Origin of the sequence: Pseudomonas sp. JR33AA (genome assembly GCF_021378985.1) — a bacterium.
GTDB classification, from domain to species: Bacteria; Pseudomonadota; Gammaproteobacteria; order Pseudomonadales; family Pseudomonadaceae; genus Aquipseudomonas; species Aquipseudomonas alloputida.
Genome location: NZ_JAJSAW010000002.1, coordinates 489862 through 513554, shown reverse-complemented (window position 1 = coordinate 513554; position 23693 = coordinate 489862). Strand labels below are relative to the sequence as shown.

Here is a 23693-nt window from a genome sequence, read left to right as displayed (position 1 = left end):
GGTTGGGTCTGTTATCATCGCCAGCCTTTGTTGATACCTGTTCGCAATTTGCGCTGAAGCGGCCAATGCCATGATTAAACAACGCACCCTGAAGAATACCATCCGTGCCACAGGTGTCGGTCTGCACTCCGGGGAGAAGGTTTACCTGACCCTCAAGCCTGCACCTGTTGACACCGGCATCGTCTTCCGCCGCGCCGACCTCGACCCTGTGGTCGAGATCCCTGCGCGTGCGGCCAACGTCGGCGAGACAACCATGTCGACGACGTTGGTCAACGGTGACGTCAAGGTCGATACGGTCGAGCACCTGCTCTCCGCCATGGCGGGCCTGGGCATCGATAACGCCTACGTCGAGCTCTCCGCCTCGGAAGTGCCGATCATGGATGGCAGCGCCGGTCCTTTTGTATTCCTGATTCAGTCTGCCGGCCTGGAAGAACAGGACGCAGCCAAGAAGTTCATCCGCATCCTGCGTGAGGTAACCGTGGAAGAGGGCGACAAGCGCGCCACGTTCCTGCCTTTCGAAGGTTTCAAGGTGAGCTTCGAGATCGATTTCGATCACCCGGTGCTTCGCAACCGGACCCAGAGCGCCAGTGTCGACTTTTCCAGCACGTCGTTCGTGAAGGAAGTCAGCCGCGCGCGTACTTTTGGTTTCATGCGTGACATCGAGTACCTGCGCAAGCACAACCTTGCGTTGGGTGGCAGTGTCGAGAACGCCATCGTGGTCGATGAGGACGGCGTGCTCAACGAAGACGGCCTTCGTTACGAAGACGAATTCGTCAAGCACAAGATCCTCGACGCCATCGGCGATCTGTACCTGCTGGGCAACAGCCTGATCGGCGAGTTCAAGGGCTTCAAGTCCGGCCACGCGCTGAACAACCAGCTATTGCGCAAGCTGATTGCTGAAACCGATGCCTGGGAAGTGGTCACTTTCGAAGATGCCAGCACGGCACCGATCTCGTACATGCGCCCTGTTGCGGCCGTGTAAGTTCGAACACTCTCTAGTTCATTAAGGCCACCTTCGGGTGGCCTTTTTTATGGCTTTTCCTGAGCGTGGGCAGCCAACCGTTCCAGTGCGGCGCGCAGTTTGGGGTCGGTAATGCCCTCGGCAGTGTCGCGCAGGCTCTCGGCGGCGCTATTGGAAAGCTCGGCGGCATGCCCACCACGTTTGGCTGGCACCAGCGGTGGCTGCACCTTATAAAGGATGCGCCTGAGGTTGCCGAACGCTTCCATGGCCTGCAACGCCGCCAGCAGACGCTTCTGCTGGTAGCGCAGGCGGGTTGCCCAGTGGCCGTCGGTGACCACCAGCAACAGAGTGCCATCGCGCCAGGACGCCACATGGCAATGCTCGCGGGCAGCGGGTTGCAACTGGCTCTCCAGCAGGCGCTGCAGGTGCTCCAGGCGTTCGGCCTGGTTCAGCAGCAGGCGCAGCGGGCGCACTTGGCGCAGCAGGGCCGAAGGTGGCTGGGCGGGGGAAGGTTTGTAGGCCATGGGGGTACGCGTGAATTGACGTGGGCAGAGTCTAACATCTCCGTTGCCTGTACCGGCCTCTTCGCGGGTGAACCCGCGCCTACCAGGGTTATCGGTATCCTGTAGGAGCGGGTTCACCCGCGAAGAGGCCGGCACAGGCAGCCAAAGACAAGACTGGTTCTCGATAGCTTTCATGTTGCCAAGCCTTGAACTCAGGGAAAATGCCCCTATCTAAAACAAGCCCCTGCCAAAACGCTGTATCAGCATCGTGGAAATCCACCACTTTCCTCACCATCGTTTCCGGGTAGAATGCTCGTTCGCATGCGGCCTATGGGCTGCACGGGCGACTCATGGGGCCGCCCTCCATCCCTACGTGTGGAAGATCCTGCCGATATGTTTGCGCCTTTGTTAAAAAAACTTTTTGGAAGCAAGAACGAGCGTGAAGTCAAACGCATGCTCAAGACGGTGAGTATCGTCAATGCCTTCGAAGAGAAGATGGTGGCCCTCTCCGACGAGCAACTGCGTGGCAAGACTGCAGAGTTCAAGGAGCGCCTGGCCAAAGGCGAGACACTGGACCAATTGCTGCCCGAAGCCTTCGCCGTGGCCCGCGAGGCCGGCAAGCGTGTAATGGGCATGCGCCATTTCGATGTGCAGCTGATCGGCGGCATGACCCTGCACGAGGGCATGATCGCAGAAATGCGCACCGGTGAAGGCAAGACCTTGGTCGGTACTCTGGCCGTCTACCTCAACGCATTGTCCGGCAAGGGCGTGCATGTGGTCACCGTCAACGACTACCTGGCGCGCCGTGACGCCAACTGGATGCGCCCGCTGTACGAGTTCCTCGGTCTGTCGGTCGGTATCGTCTCGGCCTTCCAGCCGCCGGAAGAAAAGCGCGCCGCCTATGCAGCCGACATCACCTACGGCACCAACAACGAATTCGGGTTCGACTACCTGCGCGACAACATGGCGTTCAGCCAGGACGAGAAGTTCCAGCGTGAACTGAACTTCGCGGTGATCGACGAAGTCGACTCCATCCTCATCGACGAAGCGCGTACCCCGCTGATCATTTCCGGTCAGGCCGAGGACAGCTCCAAGCTGTACATCGAGATCAACCGCCTGATCCCGCGCCTCACCCAGCACATCGAAGAGGTCGAAGGCCAGGTCACCCAGGAAGGCCACTTCACCATCGACGAGAAGAGTCGCCAGGTGGAGCTGAATGAAGCCGGTCACCAGTTCATCGAAGAGATGCTGGCCCAGGCGGGCCTGCTGGCCGAAGGCGAGAGCCTGTATTCCGCGCACAATCTGGGGCTGCTGACCCACGTCTATGCCGGTCTTCGTGCACACAAGCTGTTCCACCGCAACGTCGAGTACATCGTCCAGGACGGCCAGGTTCTGCTGATCGACGAACACACCGGCCGTACCATGCCGGGCCGTCGCCTGTCCGAGGGCCTGCATCAGGCCATCGAGGCAAAGGAGAACCTGAACATCCAGGCCGAGAGCCAGACCCTGGCTTCGACCACGTTCCAGAACTACTTCCGCCTGTACACCAAGCTGTCCGGCATGACCGGTACCGCCGACACCGAAGCGTTCGAGTTCCAATCGATCTATGGCCTGAACGTGATGGTCATTCCGCCGAACAAGCCACTGGCGCGTAAGGACTACAACGACCTGGTGTACCTGACCGCTGACGAGAAATACGCCGCGATCATTGCCGACATCAAGGAAAGCATGAAGCTGGGCCGCCCGGTGCTGGTGGGTACCGCGACCATTGAAACTTCCGAGCACATGTCCAACCTCCTGAAAAAGGAAGGGATCGACCACAAGGTGCTCAACGCCAAGTATCACGAGAAGGAAGCCGAGATCATTGCGCAAGCAGGCGCGCCAGGTGCACTGACCATCGCCACCAACATGGCTGGCCGTGGTACCGACATCCTGCTGGGCGGTAACTGGGAAGCCGAAGTGGCTGCCCTGGAAAACCCGACAGCCGAGCAGATCGCCCAGATCAAGGCCGACTGGCAGAAGCGTCACCAGCAAGTGATCGAGACGGGTGGCCTGCATGTCATCGCTTCCGAGCGCCACGAATCGCGCCGTATCGACAACCAGCTGCGTGGCCGCTCCGGTCGTCAGGGCGACCCGGGTTCCAGCCGCTTCTACCTGTCGCTGGAAGACAGCCTGATGCGCATCTTCGCCTCTGACCGGGTGAAGAACTTCATGAAGGCATTGGGCATGCAGTCGGGCGAGGCCATCGAGCACCGCATGGTCACCAACGCTATCGAGAAAGCCCAGCGCAAGGTCGAAGGCCGCAACTTCGATATTCGTAAGCAATTGCTCGAATATGACGACGTCGCCAACGAGCAGCGCAAGGTGATCTACCACATGCGCAACAGCCTGCTGGCCGCCGAGAACATCGGCGACACCATCGTCGAATTCCGCAAGGAAGTACTGGACGCTACCATCAGCCAGCACATCCCGCCGCAGTCGCTGCCAGAGCAGTGGGACGTCGCCGGCCTGGAGGCTTCGCTGGCCAGCGATTTCGCCATCAAGTTGCCGATTCAGCAATGGCTCGACGAGGACGATCACCTCTACGAAGAGACCCTGCGCGAGAAGCTGCTGAGCGAGATCACCACTGCCTACACCGAGAAGGAAGACCAGGCCGGTCTCGAGGCCCTGCGAACCTTCGAGAAGCAGATTCTGCTGCGCGTACTGGACGACCTGTGGAAAGACCACCTGTCGACCATGGACCACCTGCGTCACGGTATTCACCTGCGTGGTTATGCGCAGAAGAACCCGAAGCAGGAGTACAAGCGCGAGTCGTTCAGCCTGTTCCAGGAGCTGTTGGAGTCGATCAAGCGCGACACCATCCGCGTGCTGTCGCACGTACAGGTTCGCCGCGAAGACCCGGCCGAAGAAGAAGCCCGCCTGCGCCGCGAGGCCGAAGAGTTGGCGAGTCGCATGCAATTCCAGCACGCCGCTGCACCGGGCCTGGAAAGTGAGCAACTGAGCGAGGAGGGTGCCGAAGTAGCGGTAGCCTCGGCGCCAGTGCGCAATGACCAGAAGCTGGGCCGCAACGAGCCGTGCTGGTGTGGTTCGGGCAAGAAGTTCAAGCATTGCCATGGTCAGATCGAGTGATCTGAACCTTACGTTGTAAAAGCCTGGGGCCGCCGTGCGGCCCTTTCGCGACACAAGGCCGCTCCCACAGGTACCACGCTCGTCCATGAACGGGCGCGCTCCTTGTGGGGGCGGCCTTGTGTCGCGATGGGGCGCGAAGCGGCCCCTTTTTCGACATCATCGTTTTCTCTAGGAGCGCTCTAATGGCTGTTGGTCTTGGTCCTTTGCCCACCCTGCACCCGGTTCCGGGTTTTGAACTCGGTATCGCTTCTGCCGGTATCAAGCGCCCGGGGCGCAAGGATGTGGTGGTCATGCGCTGTGCCGAAGGCTCCAGCGTGGCTGGCGTGTTCACCCTCAACGCCTTCTGCGCAGCGCCGGTGATCCTGTCCAAGCAGCGTGTACAGGGCACCGTGCGCTACCTGCTGACCAACACGGGTAACGCCAACGCCGGCACCGGCGCGCCAGGCCTGGCCGCCGCCGAGCGCACTTGCGCCAAGCTGGCCGAACTGGCTGGCGTACCGGCCGAGTCGGTACTGCCGTTCTCCACCGGCGTGATTGGCGAGCCGCTGCCGGTCGAAAAGATCGAAGGCGCGCTGCAGGCCGCCCTCGACAACCTGTCGGAGAACAACTGGGCTGAGGCCGCTACCGGCATCATGACCACCGACACCCTGCCCAAGGGGGCCAGCCGCCAGTTCCAGCACGATGGCGTGACCGTTACCGTCACCGGTATCAGCAAGGGTGCAGGCATGATCCGCCCGAACATGGCGACCATGCTGGGCTACATCGCCACCGACGCCAAGGTGGCGCCAAAGGTCCTCAAGGACCTGATGCTGGACGGCGCCAACAAATCATTCAACCGCATCACCATCGACGGCGACACCTCGACTAACGACTGCTGCATGTTGATCGCAACCGGCAAGGCCGACCTGCCGGAAGTGACCGAAGCCAGCGGCGCGCTATTCGAAGCACTGAAAAAGGCCGTGTTCGAAGTGTGCATGGAAGTGGCCCAGGCCATCGTCCGTGACGGCGAAGGCGCGACCAAGTTCGTGACCGTGCAGGTCAACGGTGGTGGCAACCACCAGGAATGCCTGGACGTCGGCTACGCCGTGGCCCACTCGCCACTGATCAAGACCGCACTGTTCGCTTCCGACCCGAACTGGGGCCGCATCCTGGCCGCCGTTGGCCGTGCAGGCGTGCCGGAACTGGATGTCAGCCTGATCGACGTGTACCTGGACAGCGTGTGCATCGCCAGCAAAGGCGGCCGCAGCCCGAGCTATACCGAAGCACAGGGCTCGGCAGTGATGGCCCAGGAAGAAATCACCATCCGCATCGAGCTGGGCCGTGGCCAGTGCAGCGAAACCATCTGGACGACCGACCTGTCCCACGAGTACGTGAAGATCAACGCCGAGTACCGTACCTGATCGAAAATGGGGCTGCAAAGCAGCCCCAGCATTCCAAACCGATGGAGCCGAACCATGAGCTATCACCTGATCATCGGCGACAAGCTGTACTCTTCCTGGTCGCTGCGTGGCGCCCTGGCGCTCGAGCTGGCTGGCGTGCCCTACGAAGAAACCCTGATCAAGCTGAACCAGCCTGATACCCGCCAGCGCATCCTCGCTTTCTCCTCCACCGGCAAGGTGCCGCTGCTCAAGACCGAGCACGGTGTGATCGCCGATTCCCTGGCCATCGCCGAATACCTCAACGAACAGCACCCCGACGCCCAGCTGTGGCCTGCCGATGTGGCGGCGCGTGCCCAGGCCCGTTCGGCCTGTGCGCAGATGCATAGCGGCTTCTTTGCCCTGCGCGGCGCGATGCCGTTCGACCTGTCGCGTGACCAGGCGCTGGACAATGTGCCGCTGGACGTGCAGGTCGATATCGACCGTATCGTCGCGCTGTGGTCCGAATGCCGCGTGGTGGCCAAGGACAGCGGCCCGTTCCTGTTCGGCAAGCCGAGCCTGGCCGACGCCTTCTTCGCCCCGGTTGCCGTGCGCCTGCGCACCTACCGTGTGGAAGTGCCGGCAGAGGCGGCAGCCTACATCGAGACCATTTATCAGTGGCCAGCCTTCCAGGCGTGGCAGCAGGCCGGCCTGGCGGAGCGTGAAGGTTGAAACGGATACATGTTGTAGCTGCGGTCATTCGCGGTACTGACGGCCGCATTCTGATTGCCCGCAGGGCCGATACCCAGCACCAGGGGGGCTTGTGGGAGTTCCCCGGTGGCAAGGTGGAAGCAGGTGAAAGCGTCGAAGTGGCGCTTGCCCGCGAGTTGCGCGAGGAGCTGGGCATCGAGGTAAGCCGGTCGCGTGCGCTGATCAAGGTCAGCCATGACTACCCGGACAAGCAGGTGCTACTGGACGTGCGCGAGGTCGAAGTGTTCACTGGCGAACCCCATGGTGCCGAAGGCCAGCCGCTGGAATGGGTTGCCCCGCGTGATTTGCCGCAGTACGCATTCCCCGAGGCCAACAAGCCGATCGTCACTGCTGCGCGCCTGCCGGACCAGTACCTGATCACCCCGGACGGCCTGGAAGTGCCGCAACTGCTCAAGGGCATCCAGAAGGCGGTGGCCAATGGCATTCGCCTGATCCAGTTGCGTGCCCCGGACATGTACGACCCCAAGTACCGCGACGTGGCGGTGGATGCGGTCGGGCTGTGTGCGGGCAAGGCGCAGCTGATGCTCAAAGGTCCGCTGGAATGGCTGGGTGATTTCCCGGCGGCCGGTTGGCACCTGACGGCCGCGCAGTTGCGCAAGTACGCCGCCAGGGGCCGGCCGTTCCCCAAGGAGCGCTGGTTGGCGGCATCCTGCCACAGTGCCGAAGAGCTGGCGCTGGCTGAGCAGATGGGCGTGGACTTTGTCACCTTGTCGCCAGTGCAGGCGACCCAGACGCATCCGGAGGCGGTGCCGCTGGGCTGGGATGAGGCGCAGCGCATGATAGCCGGGTTCACCAAGCCGGTTTATCTGCTGGGTGGAGTAGGGCCAAGTGAGCGCGAGCAGGCCTGGGAAGCGGGTGCACAGGGTGTGGCCGGGATCCGGGCGTTCTGGCCCGAGGCCTGAGTAATGGGGCTGCAAAGCAGCCCCCTTCGTATCAGCCTTCAGGTTTGGGTGCGGGCTGCCACAAAACCTCTGCAATCCCCTGCCGCCGCCCAATGATCCGTGCCGCTACAAAGAGCAGGTCGGAAAGCCGGTTGATATAGGCCAAACCGACGCCTTCCAGCGGCTCCATGGCATTCAACTGCTGACACCGGCGCTCTGCACTGCGCGCCAGGCTGCGGCACACATGCGCCTGCGCCACCAGCGCCGAACCGCTGGGCAGAATGAAGTTCTTCAGCGGCCCCAGCTCTTCGTTCCACACATCGATGGCCGCCTCCAGGCGTTCCACTTCCGCCAGGTTCAACGCCTGGTAACTGGGCATCGCCAGCTCGCCACCCAGGTCGAACAAGCGGTGCTGACACGGCGCCAGCACTGTGGTCACTTCATTCAGCCCATGCTCGGCGAGCCCCGCCAGCAGCAACCCCAACTGGCTGTTCAGGCTGTCCACCTCGCCAATCGCTTCGATCCGCGGGTGGTCCTTGGGCACCCGACGGCCGTCGCCCAGGCCGGTTTCGCCTTTGTCGCCGGTGCGGGTATAGATCTTCGAAAGGCGGTAGCCCATGTCATTGCTCCGTTCGGGCCGGCACCGCCGCTGCCGGCTGGGTGAGGGGCAGGCGTAGGGTAAAGCAGGTGCCTTGGCCTGGCGTGGATTGCACTTCCATCTGCCCCTTGTGATTGTTGGTGATGATGAAGTACGAGACCGACAGGCCCAGCCCGGTGCCCTGGCCGATTTCCTTGGTGGTGAAGAACGGCTCGAAGGTGCGTTTGCGCACGGCCTCGGGCATGCCGACGCCGTTGTCCTCGACCTGGATTTCTGCCCATGGCGGGTTTAGCCGGGTGCGCAGTGTAATGCGCCCCGGCTCGCTGGGTTGCGGGCGTTGGTGGATCGCCTGGGCTGCGTTCTTCAGCAAGTTGAGCAGTACTTGCTCCAGTTCGTTGGCGGTGCAGGGCACCGGCCCCAGGTCGGGGTCGAACTGGCGCACGATGGCTTGCCCCTTGAAGTCGAAGCCGATGGCAAGGTCGAAGTCATTGCCGGCAATTTCAAGCGCCTGATCGATCAGTGCCGGCAGCTCGCATGGCACCAGCTGGCGGTTGCTGCGGCGGCTGAAGCTGAGCATGTGGGTGACGATCTTCGCCGCCCGGGCGCCGGCCTGCTGAATGCCGTCGAGCAGTTGCGGCACCTCGCGGCTGTCCAGGTAGCGGTTGATCGTGGCCAGGTCGATGCCCAGCTCTTCTGCCTGTTCCTGGTTGCGCGGCAGGTCGGACGACAGGCGCCGGCGAATGTTCTGTACGTTGTGCAGGATAGCGCCCAGCGGGTTGTTGATTTCGTGCGCCATGCCGGCAGCCAGACCACCCACCGAGAGCATTTTTTCTGACTGCACCATCATCTCTTCCAATGACAGGCGCTGGGTGATGTCGTCGATACGAATGACCACGCCGCGCCCGCCGCCGCCTGTCAGTGGGTAGAAGGTCAGGGCGTAGTGGCGCAGGTCATCGCCCTTGGGCCAGGTTACCCGCTCGATCTTCGCCACCCGATGTTTTTCCACGGTTTCCTTCAGTTGCGGGAGGAACGGTTTCAGCGGCTCGAACGCAATGAACACCGGCTGGTTAAGTGCCTCGTCCAGTGGCGTGCCGGAAAGCACCGTGGCTTCGTGGTTCCATTGGGTCACGTAGAGCTGTTCGTCGAGGGCGATCAGTGCCGAGGGCATCGAGTCGATGATGCTGTTGAGGTAGTTCTGGAAACCGGTCAGTTTTTTCTCGATCTTGCTGCGTACCTGTACTTCCAGTTCCAGCTTGCGGTTGGTGTGGCGGGTTTCTTCGGCAAGGCCCTGGGCCTGATCGTAGGCACTCTGGAACTCGTCGCGGGCGCTCTTGAGCTGCTGCTCGCGGGCCTCGATGCGCGACAACATGGTGTTGAAGGCCTCGGCCAGGCTGCCGATTTCATCGTCGTTGCCGCGCTGGGCGCGCAAGGCGTAGCTCTCTTCGCGGGTAACCTGGCGGCTGAGCTCCTCAAGCTGGTTGATCGGCTGGGTGATCAGGCGTTTGATCTGCCGGGCGATGACGATCCAGAGCAGGACACTGAACACCAGGATGCCCAGGCTGGCGCTGAGTGTGCCGGTGTAGAAGGCCGTGGGCAGTTCGCTACTGGCTACCAGCAGCAAATGTGCCGGTGGGTTGGCATCGCGGGGGATGCGGATCAACTGAGTGCTGCGAAACTCCATCAGGCGCCAGCCGTCGATGTTGCGAAAACGCTTGGGCAGGGCCAGCGGCTCGCCATGCTGCAACTGCGCCAGCATTCGGCCATCGCCACCGTAGACGGCGGCGGCGCGCAGCGGTGTGTAACTGTCCAGTTCCTTGAGCAGGGCACGGGCAGTGTCCGGGGTGTCGCCGGCACGGGCTGCAAGCTGTGGGTTGGCCACCAGCCGGCCGATGGTCTGCATAGCCTGCGGCGCCATGCTTTCCTGGGTGATCCAGTAGGCGGCGCTGATGAAGGTGAGGTTGGCCATCAGCAGGATGGTCACCAGCAATACCAGCAGGGCCGCCAGCAGCTTCTGCCCGACCGGGAGGTTTTCCAGGCGTTGGCGCAAGGTCATGGGCAAGGCAATGTCCGTATCCGGTGGAAGGGCCGCGTCAGTCGCAAGGCAAGCCACGCACGCGCAGGTTTTCGACCAAGCGCTGCAGCAGGTGTTCCAGTTGCGGCAGTTGCAGGCCATGACGGCCCGCAGCGCGGCAAGCATGACCGAGCAGGTAGTGCAACTCGGTGCGCCGTCCTGCATGCACGTCCTGGTACATGGAAGAGTAGTTGGCTGCGGTGGCGAGAATTACCCGCTGCACTTCTTCGTCCAGCCCCTCGGCTGCCTGCGGCTGGCCGCAATGGTGCAGCAGTCGGGCCAGTTCAACGCACAGGGCCTGCACTTCACCCAGGTGACCCAGCAGCCCGCCATTCTGGCAATCGTGAAGCACGGTCAGCGGGTTGATGGCGCAATTGAGCGCCAACTTGCGCCACAGGCGGGTAAGTATGTCGACTGTCCACTCAGCGGGGATACCGGCTTCGTGCAGGTCATCGAACCAGGCGGGGAGCATGGGGCTTCGTGGGTCGCCCAGCCAGTTGAAGCCATGGCCGGCAAAACGCACTTGCCAGTCCCCCTCGCGGAAGGCGCCTTCGGTGCTGGAGACGAAGATACAGCGAGCGTGCGGCACCAGGTCGGCGACTTCATCCTGGCTGCCCAGGCCATTCTGCAACAGCAGCACTTCGGCGCTCTCGGCCAGCCGAGGCGCTAGAGCGGCAATCGCCGGGGCAGCGTCATAGGCTTTGCAGGCCACCAGCAGCCGGTGGATCGGGCCTTGCGCTTGCGCCGTTTCGGCCGGTATGGCGTAGCGCCGGGTTTGGTCCTGTTCGACCAGGGTCAGGCCACCGGCCTGTTGATAAGCCTGCAGCCGTTGCCCGTCACGCAGGATCAGCCGCACAGCCTTGCCTGCGCGTGCCAGCCGGCAGGCCCACAGACTGCCAAGGCTACCGGCGCCGAGAATATGCCAGGTGCTGCTCATATGCGTTTCGCAACCCGTTATAATGAGCCCGCATTTTAACCTTCAAACCCAGCGCGCTCCATCTTCAGCCTGAGCGCGCTTTTATTTTGGGAGAACAACCATGCCTTCGTTCGACGTGGTATCGGAACTGGACAAGCACGAAGTGCAGAACGCGGTCGACAACGCCATCAAGGAGCTGGACCGCCGCTACGACCTCAAGGGCAAGGGCACCTTCGAGTTCAAGGATAAAGAGCAGACCGTGATGCTCACCGCCGAGGAAGAGTTCCAGCTCGAGGCGATGCTGGAGATCCTGCGCCTTGCATTGGTCAAGCGCAAGATCGACGTGAAGTGCCTGGAAACCAAGGACCCCTACGCCTCCGGCAAGGAAAAGAAACAGGAAGCCAAGTTCCGCGAAGGCATCGACAAGGACCTGGCGAAAAAGATCGTTGCCACCATCAAGGATGGCAAGCTCAAAGTTCAGGCCGCCATCCAGGGTGAGCAGGTACGGGTAACCGGCAAGAAACGTGACGACCTGCAGGAAGCCATTGCCCTGCTGCGCACCAAGGAATTCGACATGCCGCTGCAGTTCAACAACTTCCGCGACTGATGTGGGGGTGGCCCGGAACCCCGATGGCCAAATGATGTCCATGGGGGCCGGGGTTGCGTAATAACACGCGCGGCCTGTTCTACCGTGTACTTGCCGCTCGGCATCAGGAGATGAATATGGATTTGAACGCTGAGGTCGACCAGCTCGTCCGCCAATCCCAGACGTGGATCCCTTTGATCATGGAGTACGGCAGCCGTGTGCTGCTGGCACTGCTGACCCTGGCGGTTGGCTGGTGGATCATCAACAAGATCAGCGCCCGCCTCGGCAAGCTGGTTGGCCTGCGCAACGCCGACCTGGCGCTGCAGGGCTTCATCAGCTCTCTGGCGAACATCGTGCTGAAGGTGCTGCTGATGGTCAGCGTGGCCTCGATGATCGGCATCGAGACCACCTCGTTCGTCGCCGCCATTGGTGCCGCAGGCCTGGCCATCGGCCTTGCCTTGCAGGGTAGCCTGGCGAACTTCGCCGGTGGTGTGCTGATTCTGATGTTCCGCCCGTTCCGTATCGGTGACTGGATCGAGGCCCAGGGCGTTGCCGGCACCGTCGACAGTATCCAGATCTTCCATACCGTGCTGCGCACCGGTGACAACAAGACGGTCATCATGCCCAATGGCAGCTTGTCCAACGGCATCATTACCAACACCAACCGACAGCCGACGCGCAAGGTGGTGTTCGATGTAGGCGTTGACTACGAGGCCGACCTGCAGAAGGCTCGCAATGTGTTGCTGGAGCTGGCAAAGGACCCGCGTGTTCTGCAAGACCCGGCACCGCAGGCGGTCGTGTCGACGCTGGGCGACAGCTCGATCACCGTATCGCTGCGCTTGTGGACCAAGACCTCCGATTACTGGGATGTGATGTTCATGCTCAACGAGTATGCGCGTGACCGGTTGAAGGCCGAAGGGATCGACATTCCGTTTCCGCAGCGGGTTATCCGCGTGGTGCAGGAGACGGCAACGCAGTAATACCGCGTCAAAGCTGGGGCGCAAAGCGGCCCCAGCTTTTTCCTGCCCTGATTACACTTGCTCACAGCAATTTCCTACCATTTCTGGCATATAGCGTGACCCCACCTGCCACACCCGATATGCCATCATGAAACCACTGCTGTATATCACCCCGCTGCGTGCCTTGCTGTTCGGCCTGACCCTGGCCCTGTTCGAGCTGCTGACCTACCTGGCCAGCGACGCGGTCATGCCGGCCATGCCGGTCGTGGTCAGTGACCTAGAGGCCAGCCCCGAATACATACCCCATGCCCTCAACCTGTACCTGCTGGGGGGCGTGGTACTGCAATGGCTGATCGGCCCGTTGGCCGACCGTTATGGGCGGCGCCCGCTGCTGCTGGTCGGCTGCGCATGCTTTGGCCTGGCCTGCCTGGCTACCTTCTGGGTCCGGGACATCGGCCTGTTCAACCTGTTGCGCCTGTTGCAGGGCATTGGCCTGGGCTTTGTGGTCACGGTCAGCTACCCGGCCCTGAACGAGGCGTTCAGCGAGGCGGATGCGGTACGCATGATGGCCCTGCTGGCCAATATCGCCTTGCTGTCGCCCTTGCTCGGGCCGCTGGTGGGCACCTTGCTGCTGCAATGGCTGGACTGGCGCTGGCTGTTCGTGGCGTTCGCCGTCGGCGCGGTGCTGGCCTGGCTGCTGTTGTACCGCCTGATGCCGGAAACCTTGGGCGTGGAGCGCCGTGACGGCTCGCGGTTGGCGTTCACGCCGATTCACCTGCTGCCACTGTTGGCGGGCTATGGCCAACTGCTGGGCAACCGGCGCTTCGTTGCAGGCAGCGCCGCCCTCGGGTTGGTCGGCTTACCGCTGATTGGCTGGATTGGCCTGTCTCCGGTGCTGCTGATTCACGATGAGGGATTGAGTACCCTGGCGTATGCCTTGTGGCAGTTGCCGGTATTTGGCGGGCTGATCCTCGGTAACCTGATCATCAACCGTATTGCCGATCGCTACCCGCTGCCAGCCCTGGTGCGTGGCGCGCTCTGGCCCTACCTGGCTGGCCTGTGCCTGATGGTGCTGGCGACCTGGTACTGGCCGAGCGTGACCAGTGTGGTGGCTGGCCTGTCGCTGTATGCGCTGGGGTTGGGGGTGGCCAATGCGGTGCTGTACCGCATGACGCTGTTCTCCAGTGAGCAAAGCAAGGGGCTGGTTTCGGCCATGCTGGGGATGATCACCATTGCCTTGCTGGGGCTCGGCGGTGCGCTGCTGGCGATGATTGGCGCCGGTGCCAGCTTGCTGCACTTTGCCCTGGCGGCGGGGGTGGCGGGGGCCTTGGCGCTGTGGCCGCTGTGGTTCGTGGTGGGTGGGCGGCCTGGGGAAGGGGCAGTTGCTTGATAAGCGATATTGCCTGTGCCGGCCTCTTCGCGGGTAAACCCGCTCCTACAAGGCAGCGCGGCCCGGCCTCTTCGCGGGTAAACCCGCTCCTACAAGGCAGCACGGCCCGGCCTCTTCGCGGGTAAACCCGCTCCTACAAGGCAGCGCGGCCCGGCTTCTTCGCGGGTAAACCCGCTCCTACAAGGCAGCACGGCCCGACGTAGGAGCGGGTTCACCCGCGAAGAGGCCGGCACAGGCAATACAAAGCTTCAGGGCCGCTCAGCCACCGAGTGATCCTCGGCCACCGGCTTCCCCCGCCCGGCTTCCTGATGCCACTGCAGGGCGATCAGGATCAGCGTAGGCACCCCCAGCAGCGCCGTGATCAGGAAGAAGTCGTGGTAGCCGAACTTCTCCACAATAACGCCCGAGTACCCGCCGATCAGCCGCGGCAACAGCAGCATGATCGAACTGAGCAGCGCGTACTGGGTCGCCGAGAACTTCAGGTTGGTCAGGCTTGACAGGTAGGCGACGAAGGCCGAGGTAGCCATGCCGGAGCTGAAGTTGTCCAGTGAGATGGTCACCACCAGCATTTCCAGGTTCGGCCCCATGTCAGCCAACATCAGGAACAGGATGTTGGTGCCGGCAGAGGCTACGCCGCCAATGAACAGGATTGGCATGATGCCGAAGCGTACGATCAGCAGGCCGCCCACCCCGGCGCCGACCAGGGTCATGATCAGGCCGAAGATCTTGCTGACGCTGGCGATCTGGTCCTTGGTGAAGCCCATGTCGATATAGAACACGTTCGCCATCACCCCCATCACCGTGTCCGACATGCGATAGGTGGCGATCAGGCCGAGCAGCAGCAGAGCCTGCCAGCGGTAGCGGGTGATGAAGTCGTTGATCGGGGTCAGCACGGGGGCCAGGCCGCGACGGCCGAGGCTCGACAGGCAGGCCCAGGTCAGCAGCACGTAGAGGATCAGGCGCAGGAAGGCGCGGTCTTCCAGCAGCAGGTCGAGCGGCGTGGCATCACCGGAGACCACGCTGGACCAGCCGGTATTGAACATCTGGGTAAAGCTGGCCGGTACCGAGACCAGCAGGATGATCAGCACGAACACCGAGGCCATCTGGTGCACCAGCCCGTAGCGCGCTGCCGACAGCTGGGTGCGCAAGGGCACTGGCGGTTCGCGCATGACCAAGGTGGTGAACAGGGCGGGCAGCATCATCACCCCGAACATCACGTAAGTGCCGGCCCAGGCCTTGTGCAGGTAGCTGAAGCCGGTAGAGCCGAACCACTCGGCGAAGAACAGGGCACCGGCCGTGGCGAGCAAGGCAGCCACTCGGTAGCCGGCCATGTAACTGGCAGCGAGCGCGGCCTGGCGCTGGTCGTCAGCGATTTCCAGGCGGTAGGCGTCGACAGCAATGTCCTGGGTAGCCGAGGCGAAGGCCACCAGTACAGCCATGGCAATCAGCCAGGAGAGATGCTGTTGCGGGTCGCACAGGCTCATGCCGACCAGCCCGATCACTACCAGCGCTTGCGACAACAGCAGCCACGAACGCCGGCGCCCCAGGCCGCCAAGCAGCGGCAAGCGCCATTGGTCGAGCAGCGGTGACCAGACCCACTTGAAGGCGTAGGCCAAGCCAATCAGGCTGGCATAACCAATGGTTTCACGGGCAACGCCAGCTTCGCGCAACCATACCGACAGGGTCGAGAACACCAGCATGTAGGGCAGGCCGGCGGCGAAACCGAGTAGCAAAAGTACCAATGTTGACGGGCTGGCATAGGCAGCAAGCGCAGCGCGCCAGGTTTTACGGGGCATGGGCCAACATCTGCCTCAAGTTTTCGAAAACAAAGCGCGCACTCTAACCGCTGTGCTCCATTGGGCGCCAGCCATGGCGCGTCATATCCACACGATTGTTGCTTACATTCACACCTTCCCCGCGTAACCGCGCCCGTTGTTCATCGCCCGACGGGGTGCCCAGCGCCAGGCTCAGCCGGCCACCTGCACCGAGCACCCGGTGCCAAGGCAGGCTTGTGTCGGCAGGCAACTGCCCCAGGGTGCGGCCGACCCAGCGTGCCGCACGACCCAGCCCAGCCAGTTCGGCCAGTTGGCCATAGCTCACGACCTTGCCAGGTGGCACTTGGCCAAGTACTGAATACAGCGCCGTTCGTCGGCCCTCGGCCGAATCAACGCCGTGCTCATATCCATCAGACATCTCGCCCGCCTTGGGCTGCAGATGAAACCGGACCGGTGGTCCGGTAAATGAGAGTTGAACTCAACGGCATACTCCCGGTCTGTCCTTGCTCTGGTCGTGGGTATCTGGATAATGCCCGGCTTTTTCGTCAAATCGAACCCATAGTCCGCAAATAAAGCCCGTTTATGAATTCTAGATCCTTGTTGTGCCTTCTTGCTGTTTCCCTGTGTGCCTCTCCGGTGTTCGCCGACACTGTGTGGATGAAGAACGGTGACCGGCTCAGCGGCAAGATCAAGGTATTCGACGGCGGCAAGCTGCTGCTGGAAACCCCTTATGGCGGGTCCATCGCCCTGGACTGGAAACAGGTCCAGACGCTGGAAAGTGACCAGGAGATGCTGGTCAAGCAGGACGCTTACAGCGGCGAGAAAGCCAAGTCGCTCAAGGCGGCAGAGCCTGGCAAGGTGACCTTGGCCAATGGCGAGGCACCGAAGACGGTGGAGCTGGCGAGTATTGAGCAGATCATGAAGCCCAAACCGCTGGTCGAGGATTTCGTGTGGAAAGGCAATGTCGACGTGGCGCTGGACTACAAGCGCGCCGAGAACGACACCGACGATTACGACGTGGGCTTCAAGACCACTGCCCGCCATGGCCGTTGGCGGCACAACGCCGAGGGTGAGTACAACCGCGAGACCAAGGACGACGTCACCACCACCGACAACTGGAGCGCCGAGTACGCGCTGGACCGTTTCATTACCGATAAGTGGTTCTGGCAGGGGCGCGCGGAATACAAGCGCGATCGCATCGAAGACCTGGCCCGTCAGCGCACCGTGGGTACCGGCCCGGGTTACCAGTTCTGGGACGATGAGCTGGGCGCGTTCTCGCTGGGCTCACTGATCAACCGTACCGACTTCGAGTATCAGGACGGCGGCAAGGACAATTTCTATTCTGCGGCCGTGAAGTGGGATTACACCCGCTACCTGATCGGCAAGAACGTGCAGCTGTTCACCAACGGCGAGTTCGCCAAACCGCTGGGTGGCGTGGCCGACTACTCGCTGGATGCCGAGGTTGGCTTGCGCTACAAGGTCACCGAGTGGGCCTCGCTCAACCTCAAGGCGGAGAAGGATATCATCTCGGGCACGCGCGAGAGTGACCTGGACAAGACACGCTATACCGCGGGCTTCGGCGTTACCTGGTAAGGCGTCTGGATGCAGGTCAGTGGCACAGGCAGCTGATAATGCTTATCTTGTCCCCAACCCGTCCGCCAGGAGCTGCCCTCAAGTGAGTACCAACGCCATCCGCCCCGCCCGGGAACTGCTGCTCAAGGAATACCGCGGCGTGCTTTCGACACATTCCAAGTCGATGCCTGGCTACCCGTTCGGTTCGGTCGTGCCGTACTGCCTGGACGCCCAGGGCAACCCGCTGATCCTGATCAGCCGCATTGCCCAGCACACCCACAACCTGCAAAAGGACCCCAAGTGTTCGCTGCTGGTGGGGGAGCGCGAGGCCGAGGATGTGCAGGCGGTAGGGCGCCTGACGGTGATGGCCGAAGCGCACAAGCTGGTCGACGAGGCCGTCATCGAAGCCGCCGCCGAACGCTATTACCGCTATTTCCCGGACGCGGCCAACTACCACAAGGCCCACGACTTCGATTTCTGGGTGCTGCAACCGGTGCGCCACCGCTACATCGGCGGCTTCGGTGCGATCCACTGGCTTGACCATGTGACCTTGGTCAACCCGTTCGCCGGCAAGGCCGAGGGGAGCATGATCGAACACATGAACAGCGATCATGCCAATGCCATTGCCCACTACGTCGAATTGGCCGGGTTGCCACAGCACGTGCCGGCGCAGATGGTTGGGGTAGACAGTGAAGGCATGCACCTGCGCATCGGCCAGGCAGTGCACTGGTTGCCTTTCCCCGCACCTTGCAACACGCCGACACAAGTCCGCGAGGCCTTGGTTTTGCTGGCTCGCGCCGACCATTGGCCGCTTGTGGTGCAAGCCGAGGGTTGAAATCCGGAGCGCAGGCATCCATTTGAGGTCTTATTGGAAGGTTATCTTCCGTCGAGGAACCCTTGATGCGTGCTTTTCTACTGCTGTTTCTGCTTTTTCCCGTGCTGGAGCTGTTCGTCTTCGTGAAGGTCAGCGCGGCAATCGGTTTCTTCCCGGCGTTGCTGCTGATCATCGCCGGCTCCGCCCTGGGTGTACTGGTCATGCGGGTGGCCGGCCTGGCTACCGCATTGCGCGCCCGTGAAAGCCTGCAGCGCGGTGAATTGCCCGCCGAGGATATGTTCCAGGGCATGATGCTGGCCGTGGGTGGTGGCCTGTTGTTGCTGCCCGGCTTCATCAGCGACGTGCTGGGTGTGCTGTGCCTGCTGCCATTCACCCGCCGCCTGGCGGCGCGCAAGATGCGTGAGCGTGCCGAGGCCCAGGCCATGCGCCAGCGTGCATTCCAGGATGACCCCTTCCAGGCGCAGCCGCGTGATGGCGGCCACCGCCCGAACGTGATCGAAGGCGAGTACGAGCGCCGCGACAAGTAAAAAGACCGGGGCCGCGCAAGCGGCCCCGGTTTTTTCGGCCTGATGAAAAATTTTCTGTCTCGAGCCTTGTAATTGGATATGGCGGCCTCATGTATGTGGTCACCGCAAGGTTTCTGGTGGCAACACCAGACATTACACAGGTGGTTCGCTCACAGCGGGCCACCCCCGGCAACGCCGGACAGCATCAAAACCGCCGGTGTCGAACCGGCCGATGAAAACCACAATTTGGGAGAGATCGACAATGAAACTTCGTCCTCTGCATGACCGCGTAGTCATCCGTCGCAGCGAAGAAGAATCGAAAACCGCTGGCGGTATCGTCCTGCCGGGTTCGGCCGCTGAAAAACCAAACCGCGGCGAAGTTGTAGCCGTCGGCACCGGTCGCGTCCTGGACAACGGCGAAGTTCGCGCGCTGGCCGTGAAAGTGGGTGACAAAGTGGTTTTCGGCCCGTACTCGGGCAGCAACACCGTGAAAGTCGATGGCGAAGACCTGCTGGTCATGGCCGAGAACGAAATCCTCGCCGTTGTCGAAGGCTGATTTCCCCCGACTTCCCGTTACTCCAAAGTTTTTCAAGGATTAAACGATCATGGCTGCTAAAGACGTAAAATTTGGTGATTCCGCTCGTAAGAAAATGCTGGTTGGTGTCAACGTTCTGGCTGACGCAGTAAAAGCGACCCTGGGCCCGAAAGGCCGTAACGTGGTACTGGCCAAGAGCTTCGGCGCGCCGACCATCACCAAGGACGGCGTTTCCGTCGCCAAAGAAATCGAGCTGAAAGACGCGTTCGAAAACATGGGCGCCCAGCTGGTCAAGGAAGTTGCTTCCAAGGCCAACGACGCTGCCGGTGACGGCACCACCACCGCTACCGTTCTGGCTCAGGCCATCGTCAACGAAGGCCTGAAAGCCGTCGCTGCCGGCATGAACCCGATGGACCTGAAGCGCGGTATCGACAAGGCCACTGCTGCCGTTGTTGCCGAGCTGAAGAACCTGTCCAAGCCATGCGCCGACTCCAAGGCCATCGCCCAGGTAGGTACCATCTCTGCCAACTCCGACAACTCCATCGGTGAAATCATCGCCGAAGCCATGGAAAAAGTCGGTAAAGAAGGCGTGATCACCGTTGAAGAAGGCTCGGGCCTGGAAAACGAACTGTCCGTCGTAGAAGGCATGCAGTTCGACCGCGGCTACCTGTCGCCGTACTTCGTCAACAAGCCGGACACCATGGTTGCCGAGCTGGAAGGCCCGCTGCTGCTGCTGGTCGACAAGAAAATCTCCAACATCCGTGAGCTGCTGCCAGTTCTGGAAGCCGTTGCCAAGGCCGGCCGCCCACTGCTGATCGTGGCCGAAGACGTTGAAGGTGAAGCGCTGGCTACCCTGGTAGTCAACAACATGCGCGGCATCGTCAAGGTTGCTGCAGTCAAGGCTCCGGGCTTCGGCGATCGCCGCAAGGCCATGCTGCAGGACATCGCCGTCCTGACTGGCGGTCAGGTCATCTCCGAAGAAATCGGCCTGTCCCTGGAAACCGCTACCCTGGAGCACCTGGGTAACGCCAAGCGCGTCATCCTGTCCAAGGAAAACACCACCATCATCGACGGTGCTGGCGCTGACACCGAGATCGAAGCACGCGTCAAGCAGATCCGTGCCCAGATCGAGGAAACTTCCTCGGACTACGACCGTGAGAAGCTGCAAGAGCGTCTGGCCAAGCTGGCTGGCGGTGTTGCCGTGATCAAGGTGGGTGCCGGCACCGAAGTTGAAATGAAAGAGAAGAAAGCCCGCGTTGAAGACGCCCTGCACGCTACCCGTGCAGCCGTTGAAGAAGGCGTGGTGCCTGGCGGTGGTGTTGCCCTGGTTCGCGCCCTGGCAGCCATCATCGACCTGAAAGGCGACAACGAAGACCAGAACGTCGGTATTGCGCTGCTGCGTCGCGCTGTTGAATCCCCGCTGCGCCAGATCACTGCCAACGCCGGTGATGAGCCAAGCGTGGTTGCTGACAAGGTCAAGCAAGGTTCGGGCAACTTCGGCTACAACGCTGCTACCGGCGAATACGGCGACATGATCGAGATGGGCATCCTGGACCCAGCCAAGGTCACCCGTTCGGCCCTGCAAGCTGCTGCTTCAATTGGCGGTCTGATGATCACCACCGAAGCCATGATTGCTGACGCTCCGAGCGAAGCCCCAGCTGGCGGCGGCATGCCAGACATGGGCGGCATGGGTGGCATGGGCGGCATGATGTAAGCCAGCCTTACCCCCAGCACCATCAAAAAGCCCCGGTTCGCGAGAACCGGGGCTTTTTTTATTGCTGTCGGGGCCTCTTCGCAGCAAAAGGCTGCGCTTGAGCCTTGTGCTGTGAAAAGCGTGGATCAACCGACCAGCGGATCACCGACGTGCAGGATCTTCATGCCGTTGGTGCCACCGATAGTGTGGTAGCTGTCACCCTTGGTCAGGATCACCCAGTCACCTTGCTCCACCAGGCCACGTTTGAGCAGCTCGTCGACCGCCGCCTGGCTCACCTTGTCGGCCGGCAGCGCGGCCGGGTCGAAGGCAATCGGGTACACACCACGGAACATCGAGGCGCGCGCCTGGGTGGCGCGGTGCGGCGACAGGGCGAAGATCGGTACATGCGAACGCAGGCGCGACATGATCAGCGGGGTGTAGCCGCTTTCGGTCAGGGCGATGATCGCCTTAACGCCCGGGAAGTGGTTGGCAGTGTACATGGCCGCCAAGGCGATGCTTTCGTCGCAGCGCTGGAAGGTGGTGTGCAGGCGATGGCTGGACTTCTGGCTGGTCGGGTGCTTTTCGGCACCCAGGCAGATGCGTGCCATGGCCTGGACAGCTTCGATCGGGTAGGAACCGGCGGCGCTTTCGGCCGACAGCATCACCGCATCGGTGTTGTCCAGCACGGCGTTGGCCACGTCGGACACTTCCGCGCGGGTCGGCATCGGGTTCTGAATCATCGACTCCATCATCTGAGTCGCCACGATCACTGCCTTGTTGTTGCGGCGGGCGTGCTGGATGATCTTCTTCTGGATAGCGATCAGCTCGGCGTCGCCGATTTCCACGCCCAGGTCACCACGGGCAACCATCACGGCGTCAGAGGCGGCGATCAGCTTGTCGAGGGTCTCGTCATCGGCCACCGCTTCGGCGCGTTCGATCTTGGCCACCAGCCAGGCGCTACCGCCGGCTTCGTCACGCAGCTTGCGCGCGTACTCCATGTCGCTGGCGTCACGCGGGAAGGACACGGCCAGGTAGTCCAGGTCCATTTCCGCAGCCAGTTTGATGTCGGCCTTGTCTTTTTCGGTCAGGGCCGGTGCGGTCAGGCCACCACCTTTACGGTTGATGCCTTTGTGGTCCGACAGCGGGCCACCGATGATCACTACGCAGTGCAGGGCATCTGCAGTGGCGGTTTCGACGCGCATGACCACGCGGCCATCGTCGAGCAGCAGTTCGTCACCAACGCCGCAGTCCTTGACCAGATCGGGGTAGTCGATACCGACGATGTCCTGGTTGCCTTCGGTCAGCGGGTGGGCGGTGGAGAAGGTGAACTTGTCACCGATCTTCAGTTCGATGCGCTTGTTGGCGAACTTGGCGATGCGGATCTTCGGACCCTGCAGGTCGCCCAGCAGTGCAACATGGCGGCCGTTCTTGGCGGCGATGTCACGGATCAGGCGCGCGCGGGCCTTGTGCTCGTCCGGCGTGCCGTGGGAGAAGTTCAGACGTGCCACGTCCAGGCCGGCGAGGATCAGTTGTTCGATCACTTCCGGCGAGTTGCTGGCGGGGCCAAGGGTGGCGACGATTTTGGTGCGGCGGATGCTCATGCACAGACTCCTATAGTGAAGCGCAGCGAAAGGCTACTCCTGAATCTCGCTGTAGTCATTGTTCCGTTGCACTACCTGCGACCAAGGCAGCGTGGCATTTGAACGGGGCAGGGTATCCTTGCAAAAGGGTGTGAAGATTTGCAGGCAAACGCCGATACACTGGCATCAAAGGAGATCCCCATGCGAGCCCTGATCGTTTTAGCCCTTGCCGTCAGCGCCGTCGGCTGTACCCGCTGGTCGATGGACCATCACTTGAACAATGCCTACCGCGCCTACGACCGCGGCGATTGCGCACGGGTCATGCTCGAACTGTCGCAGGTTGATCGCACCAGCCGTGCCCGGCCGTTCATCCACCCCGAAGTGTCCCTGCTGCGCGGTCAGTGCCTGGAGCGCCAGGCGTTGTACGTGGACGCGGCGCAGACCTATCAGTATCTGATCCAGCAGTACCCGGGCAACGAATATGCCTATCGCGCCCGAGCGCGTCTGCAGACCCTGGAAAAACTCGGCCATTTGCGCGGCGCAGAAACGGCCGTGGCCAATCCGGTGACGACCGTACCTTGGCGCTAACACAAAGGTGTGGTTTATTTCACGAGATTTGCTGCGCGTGCTGCGCTAATCTGTAACTCAGCTGTTACAACAACCGCCAGTACCTTGTATTCCTGGCATCAGGTACGGAATACACTTGCGATCATGTTCAACAAGCGCCACATCGAACGTCATCAACTGCCTTGTGTCCTCAAGGTGTTCAATCGCTTCACCGGTCAGGAGATCGGTCAGCTAGGCAATGCCTCCGAAAATGGCTTGATGGTTATCAGCCAGCTGCCCGTGTTGGTTGGGCCCGATTACGAACTGCAACTGCGTATGCCCCTGCCTGGCGGCGGGCATCAGTTCGTCAACCTCACTGCCAGTTGCCTGTGGTGCCGCGAGGACCAGACGCCTGGGCACTACGATTCGGGCTTCATGCTGCTGCAGTCTCCGCGCGAGTACGATGATTTCGTACGTTCGTTGCGCGACTATTTCAGTTTCCGCCCCGCCAACGCCCCCGTCTGAACGTTC

General features: G+C 61.9%; 22 protein-coding genes. 15 read left to right on the top strand and 7 right to left on the bottom strand.

Going from position 1 to position 23693, the window contains the following annotated elements:
• Positions 1-70 precede the first annotated feature (70 nt).
• Complete coding sequence (lpxC, locus tag LVS58_RS05655; RefSeq protein ID WP_003251873.1) at positions 71-982, top strand: UDP-3-O-acyl-N-acetylglucosamine deacetylase; 912 nt, start codon at positions 71-73, stop codon at positions 980-982.
• Positions 983-1029: 47 nt separating this feature from the next.
• On the opposite strand, the gene LVS58_RS05650 is transcribed toward lpxC, so the two are convergent.
• Positions 1030-1485 (bottom strand): DUF721 domain-containing protein, encoded by a 456-nt coding sequence (locus tag LVS58_RS05650; protein ID WP_233690218.1) that lies wholly within the window; start codon positions 1483-1485, stop codon positions 1030-1032.
• A 372-nt stretch (positions 1486-1857) separates the two neighbouring features.
• Between LVS58_RS05650 and secA the strand changes: the two genes are divergently transcribed.
• From secA to LVS58_RS05630, 4 genes are all read left to right on the top strand, one after another.
• On the top strand, positions 1858-4593 hold the full coding sequence (gene secA, locus LVS58_RS05645) for a preprotein translocase subunit SecA (protein ID WP_233690217.1): 2736 nt from the start codon (positions 1858-1860) through the stop codon (positions 4591-4593).
• Between the two features lie 182 nt (positions 4594-4775).
• Entirely contained in the window at positions 4776-5993 is a 1218-nt protein-coding gene (gene argJ / locus LVS58_RS05640; RefSeq protein WP_010952461.1) for a bifunctional glutamate N-acetyltransferase/amino-acid acetyltransferase ArgJ, read from the top strand.
• Between the two features lie 54 nt (positions 5994-6047).
• Positions 6048-6680, top strand: a complete 633-nt coding sequence (locus LVS58_RS05635; RefSeq protein ID WP_233690216.1) for a glutathione S-transferase family protein — start codon at positions 6048-6050, stop codon at positions 6678-6680.
• On the top strand, positions 6677-7621 hold the full coding sequence (locus LVS58_RS05630; RefSeq protein WP_233690215.1) for a Nudix family hydrolase: 945 nt from the start codon (positions 6677-6679) through the stop codon (positions 7619-7621). Before LVS58_RS05635 ends, LVS58_RS05630 begins: the two co-directional genes overlap by 4 nt.
• 31 nt (positions 7622-7652) lie before the next feature.
• Here LVS58_RS05630 and LVS58_RS05625 read toward each other — a convergent pair whose 3' ends face one another.
• The 3 genes from LVS58_RS05625 to LVS58_RS05615 are packed head-to-tail and all read right to left on the bottom strand — an operon-like array spanning position 7653 to position 11206.
• Positions 7653-8219: a cob(I)yrinic acid a,c-diamide adenosyltransferase gene (locus LVS58_RS05625; RefSeq protein ID WP_010952464.1), complete on the bottom strand. Its 567-nt coding sequence runs from the start codon at positions 8217-8219 to the stop codon at positions 7653-7655.
• A 1-nt stretch (position 8220) separates the two neighbouring features.
• Positions 8221-10251 (bottom strand): sensor histidine kinase, encoded by a 2031-nt coding sequence (locus tag LVS58_RS05620; RefSeq protein ID WP_233690285.1) that lies wholly within the window; start codon positions 10249-10251, stop codon positions 8221-8223.
• Between the two features lie 37 nt (positions 10252-10288).
• Entirely contained in the window at positions 10289-11206 is a 918-nt protein-coding gene (locus LVS58_RS05615; protein ID WP_233690214.1) for a putative 2-dehydropantoate 2-reductase, read from the bottom strand.
• Positions 11207-11306: 100 nt separating this feature from the next.
• Between LVS58_RS05615 and LVS58_RS05610 the strand changes: the two genes are divergently transcribed.
• From LVS58_RS05610 to LVS58_RS05600, 3 genes are all read left to right on the top strand, one after another.
• Positions 11307-11792: a YajQ family cyclic di-GMP-binding protein gene (locus LVS58_RS05610; RefSeq protein WP_003251890.1), complete on the top strand. Its 486-nt coding sequence runs from the start codon at positions 11307-11309 to the stop codon at positions 11790-11792.
• 116 nt (positions 11793-11908) lie between these two features.
• Complete coding sequence (locus LVS58_RS05605; protein ID WP_233690213.1) at positions 11909-12751, top strand: mechanosensitive ion channel family protein; 843 nt, start codon at positions 11909-11911, stop codon at positions 12749-12751.
• Between the two features lie 127 nt (positions 12752-12878).
• Positions 12879-14120: an MFS transporter gene (locus LVS58_RS05600; protein WP_233690212.1), complete on the top strand. Its 1242-nt coding sequence runs from the start codon at positions 12879-12881 to the stop codon at positions 14118-14120.
• A 248-nt stretch (positions 14121-14368) separates the two neighbouring features.
• On the opposite strand, the gene LVS58_RS05595 is transcribed toward LVS58_RS05600, so the two are convergent.
• Together LVS58_RS05595 and LVS58_RS05590 are read right to left on the bottom strand one after the other, a co-directional pair.
• Entirely contained in the window at positions 14369-15916 is a 1548-nt protein-coding gene (locus LVS58_RS05595; protein ID WP_233690211.1) for an AmpG family muropeptide MFS transporter, read from the bottom strand.
• Between the two features lie 43 nt (positions 15917-15959).
• Complete coding sequence (locus LVS58_RS05590; protein WP_233690210.1) at positions 15960-16313, bottom strand: MGMT family protein; 354 nt, start codon at positions 16311-16313, stop codon at positions 15960-15962.
• A 164-nt stretch (positions 16314-16477) separates the two neighbouring features.
• Between LVS58_RS05590 and LVS58_RS05585 the strand changes: the two genes are divergently transcribed.
• From LVS58_RS05585 to groL, 5 genes are all read left to right on the top strand, one after another.
• Positions 16478-17488, top strand: coding sequence for a DUF481 domain-containing protein (locus LVS58_RS05585; protein WP_233690209.1), 1011 nt, complete (start codon positions 16478-16480; stop codon positions 17486-17488).
• An 82-nt stretch (positions 17489-17570) separates the two neighbouring features.
• Entirely contained in the window at positions 17571-18302 is a 732-nt protein-coding gene (locus tag LVS58_RS05580; RefSeq protein ID WP_233690208.1) for a HugZ family pyridoxamine 5'-phosphate oxidase, read from the top strand.
• 65 nt (positions 18303-18367) lie between these two features.
• Entirely contained in the window at positions 18368-18829 is a 462-nt protein-coding gene (locus LVS58_RS05575; RefSeq protein WP_233690207.1) for an FxsA family protein, read from the top strand.
• Between the two features lie 241 nt (positions 18830-19070).
• Positions 19071-19364, top strand: coding sequence for a co-chaperone GroES (locus tag LVS58_RS05570; protein ID WP_003251905.1), 294 nt, complete (start codon positions 19071-19073; stop codon positions 19362-19364).
• A 49-nt stretch (positions 19365-19413) separates the two neighbouring features.
• Positions 19414-21057 (top strand): chaperonin GroEL, encoded by a 1644-nt coding sequence (gene groL, locus LVS58_RS05565; protein WP_233690206.1) that lies wholly within the window; start codon positions 19414-19416, stop codon positions 21055-21057.
• Between the two features lie 125 nt (positions 21058-21182).
• On the opposite strand, the gene pyk is transcribed toward groL, so the two are convergent.
• A complete protein-coding gene (gene pyk / locus LVS58_RS05560; RefSeq protein WP_003251912.1) occupies positions 21183-22637 on the bottom strand; it encodes a pyruvate kinase in 1455 nt (484 codons plus the stop codon).
• Positions 22638-22817: 180 nt separating this feature from the next.
• On the opposite strand from pyk, the gene LVS58_RS05555 reads away from it, so the two are divergent.
• Entirely contained in the window at positions 22818-23204 is a 387-nt protein-coding gene (locus LVS58_RS05555) for a tetratricopeptide repeat protein (protein WP_233690205.1), read from the top strand.
• 123 nt (positions 23205-23327) lie between these two features.
• Positions 23328-23687 carry a PilZ domain-containing protein gene (locus tag LVS58_RS05550; RefSeq protein ID WP_012053641.1) on the top strand — a complete coding sequence of 120 codons (360 nt, stop codon included), beginning with the start codon at positions 23328-23330 and terminating at the stop codon, positions 23685-23687.
• Positions 23688-23693 lie beyond the last annotated feature (6 nt).

Excerpts from the sequence above, each read along its gene's own strand:
- secA (WP_233690217.1), top strand. The coding sequence starts at position 1,858 with ATGTTTGCGCCTTTGTTAAAAAAACTTTTTGGAAGCAAGAACGAGCGT.
- argJ (WP_010952461.1), top strand. The coding sequence starts at position 4,776 with ATGGCTGTTGGTCTTGGTCCTTTGCCCACCCTGCACCCGGTTCCGGGT.
- lpxC (WP_003251873.1), top strand. The coding sequence starts at position 71 with ATGATTAAACAACGCACCCTGAAGAATACCATCCGTGCCACAGGTGTC.
- LVS58_RS05610 (WP_003251890.1), top strand. The coding sequence starts at position 11,307 with ATGCCTTCGTTCGACGTGGTATCGGAACTGGACAAGCACGAAGTGCAG.
- LVS58_RS05605 (WP_233690213.1), top strand. The coding sequence starts at position 11,909 with ATGGATTTGAACGCTGAGGTCGACCAGCTCGTCCGCCAATCCCAGACG.
- LVS58_RS05615 (WP_233690214.1), bottom strand. The coding sequence starts at position 11,206 with ATGAGCAGCACCTGGCATATTCTCGGCGCCGGTAGCCTTGGCAGTCTG.
- LVS58_RS05550 (WP_012053641.1), top strand. The coding sequence starts at position 23,328 with ATGTTCAACAAGCGCCACATCGAACGTCATCAACTGCCTTGTGTCCTC.
- LVS58_RS05650 (WP_233690218.1), bottom strand. The coding sequence starts at position 1,485 with ATGGCCTACAAACCTTCCCCCGCCCAGCCACCTTCGGCCCTGCTGCGC.
- LVS58_RS05595 (WP_233690211.1), bottom strand. The coding sequence starts at position 15,916 with ATGCCCCGTAAAACCTGGCGCGCTGCGCTTGCTGCCTATGCCAGCCCG.
- LVS58_RS05570 (WP_003251905.1), top strand. The coding sequence starts at position 19,071 with ATGAAACTTCGTCCTCTGCATGACCGCGTAGTCATCCGTCGCAGCGAA.
- LVS58_RS05600 (WP_233690212.1), top strand. The coding sequence starts at position 12,879 with ATGAAACCACTGCTGTATATCACCCCGCTGCGTGCCTTGCTGTTCGGC.
- LVS58_RS05585 (WP_233690209.1), top strand. The coding sequence starts at position 16,478 with ATGAATTCTAGATCCTTGTTGTGCCTTCTTGCTGTTTCCCTGTGTGCC.
- pyk (WP_003251912.1), bottom strand. The coding sequence starts at position 22,637 with ATGAGCATCCGCCGCACCAAAATCGTCGCCACCCTTGGCCCCGCCAGC.
- LVS58_RS05555 (WP_233690205.1), top strand. The coding sequence starts at position 22,818 with ATGCGAGCCCTGATCGTTTTAGCCCTTGCCGTCAGCGCCGTCGGCTGT.
- groL (WP_233690206.1), top strand. The coding sequence starts at position 19,414 with ATGGCTGCTAAAGACGTAAAATTTGGTGATTCCGCTCGTAAGAAAATG.
- LVS58_RS05590 (WP_233690210.1), bottom strand. The coding sequence starts at position 16,313 with ATGTCTGATGGATATGAGCACGGCGTTGATTCGGCCGAGGGCCGACGA.
- LVS58_RS05575 (WP_233690207.1), top strand. The coding sequence starts at position 18,368 with ATGCGTGCTTTTCTACTGCTGTTTCTGCTTTTTCCCGTGCTGGAGCTG.
- LVS58_RS05625 (WP_010952464.1), bottom strand. The coding sequence starts at position 8,219 with ATGGGCTACCGCCTTTCGAAGATCTATACCCGCACCGGCGACAAAGGC.
- LVS58_RS05620 (WP_233690285.1), bottom strand. The coding sequence starts at position 10,251 with ATGACCTTGCGCCAACGCCTGGAAAACCTCCCGGTCGGGCAGAAGCTG.
- LVS58_RS05635 (WP_233690216.1), top strand. The coding sequence starts at position 6,048 with ATGAGCTATCACCTGATCATCGGCGACAAGCTGTACTCTTCCTGGTCG.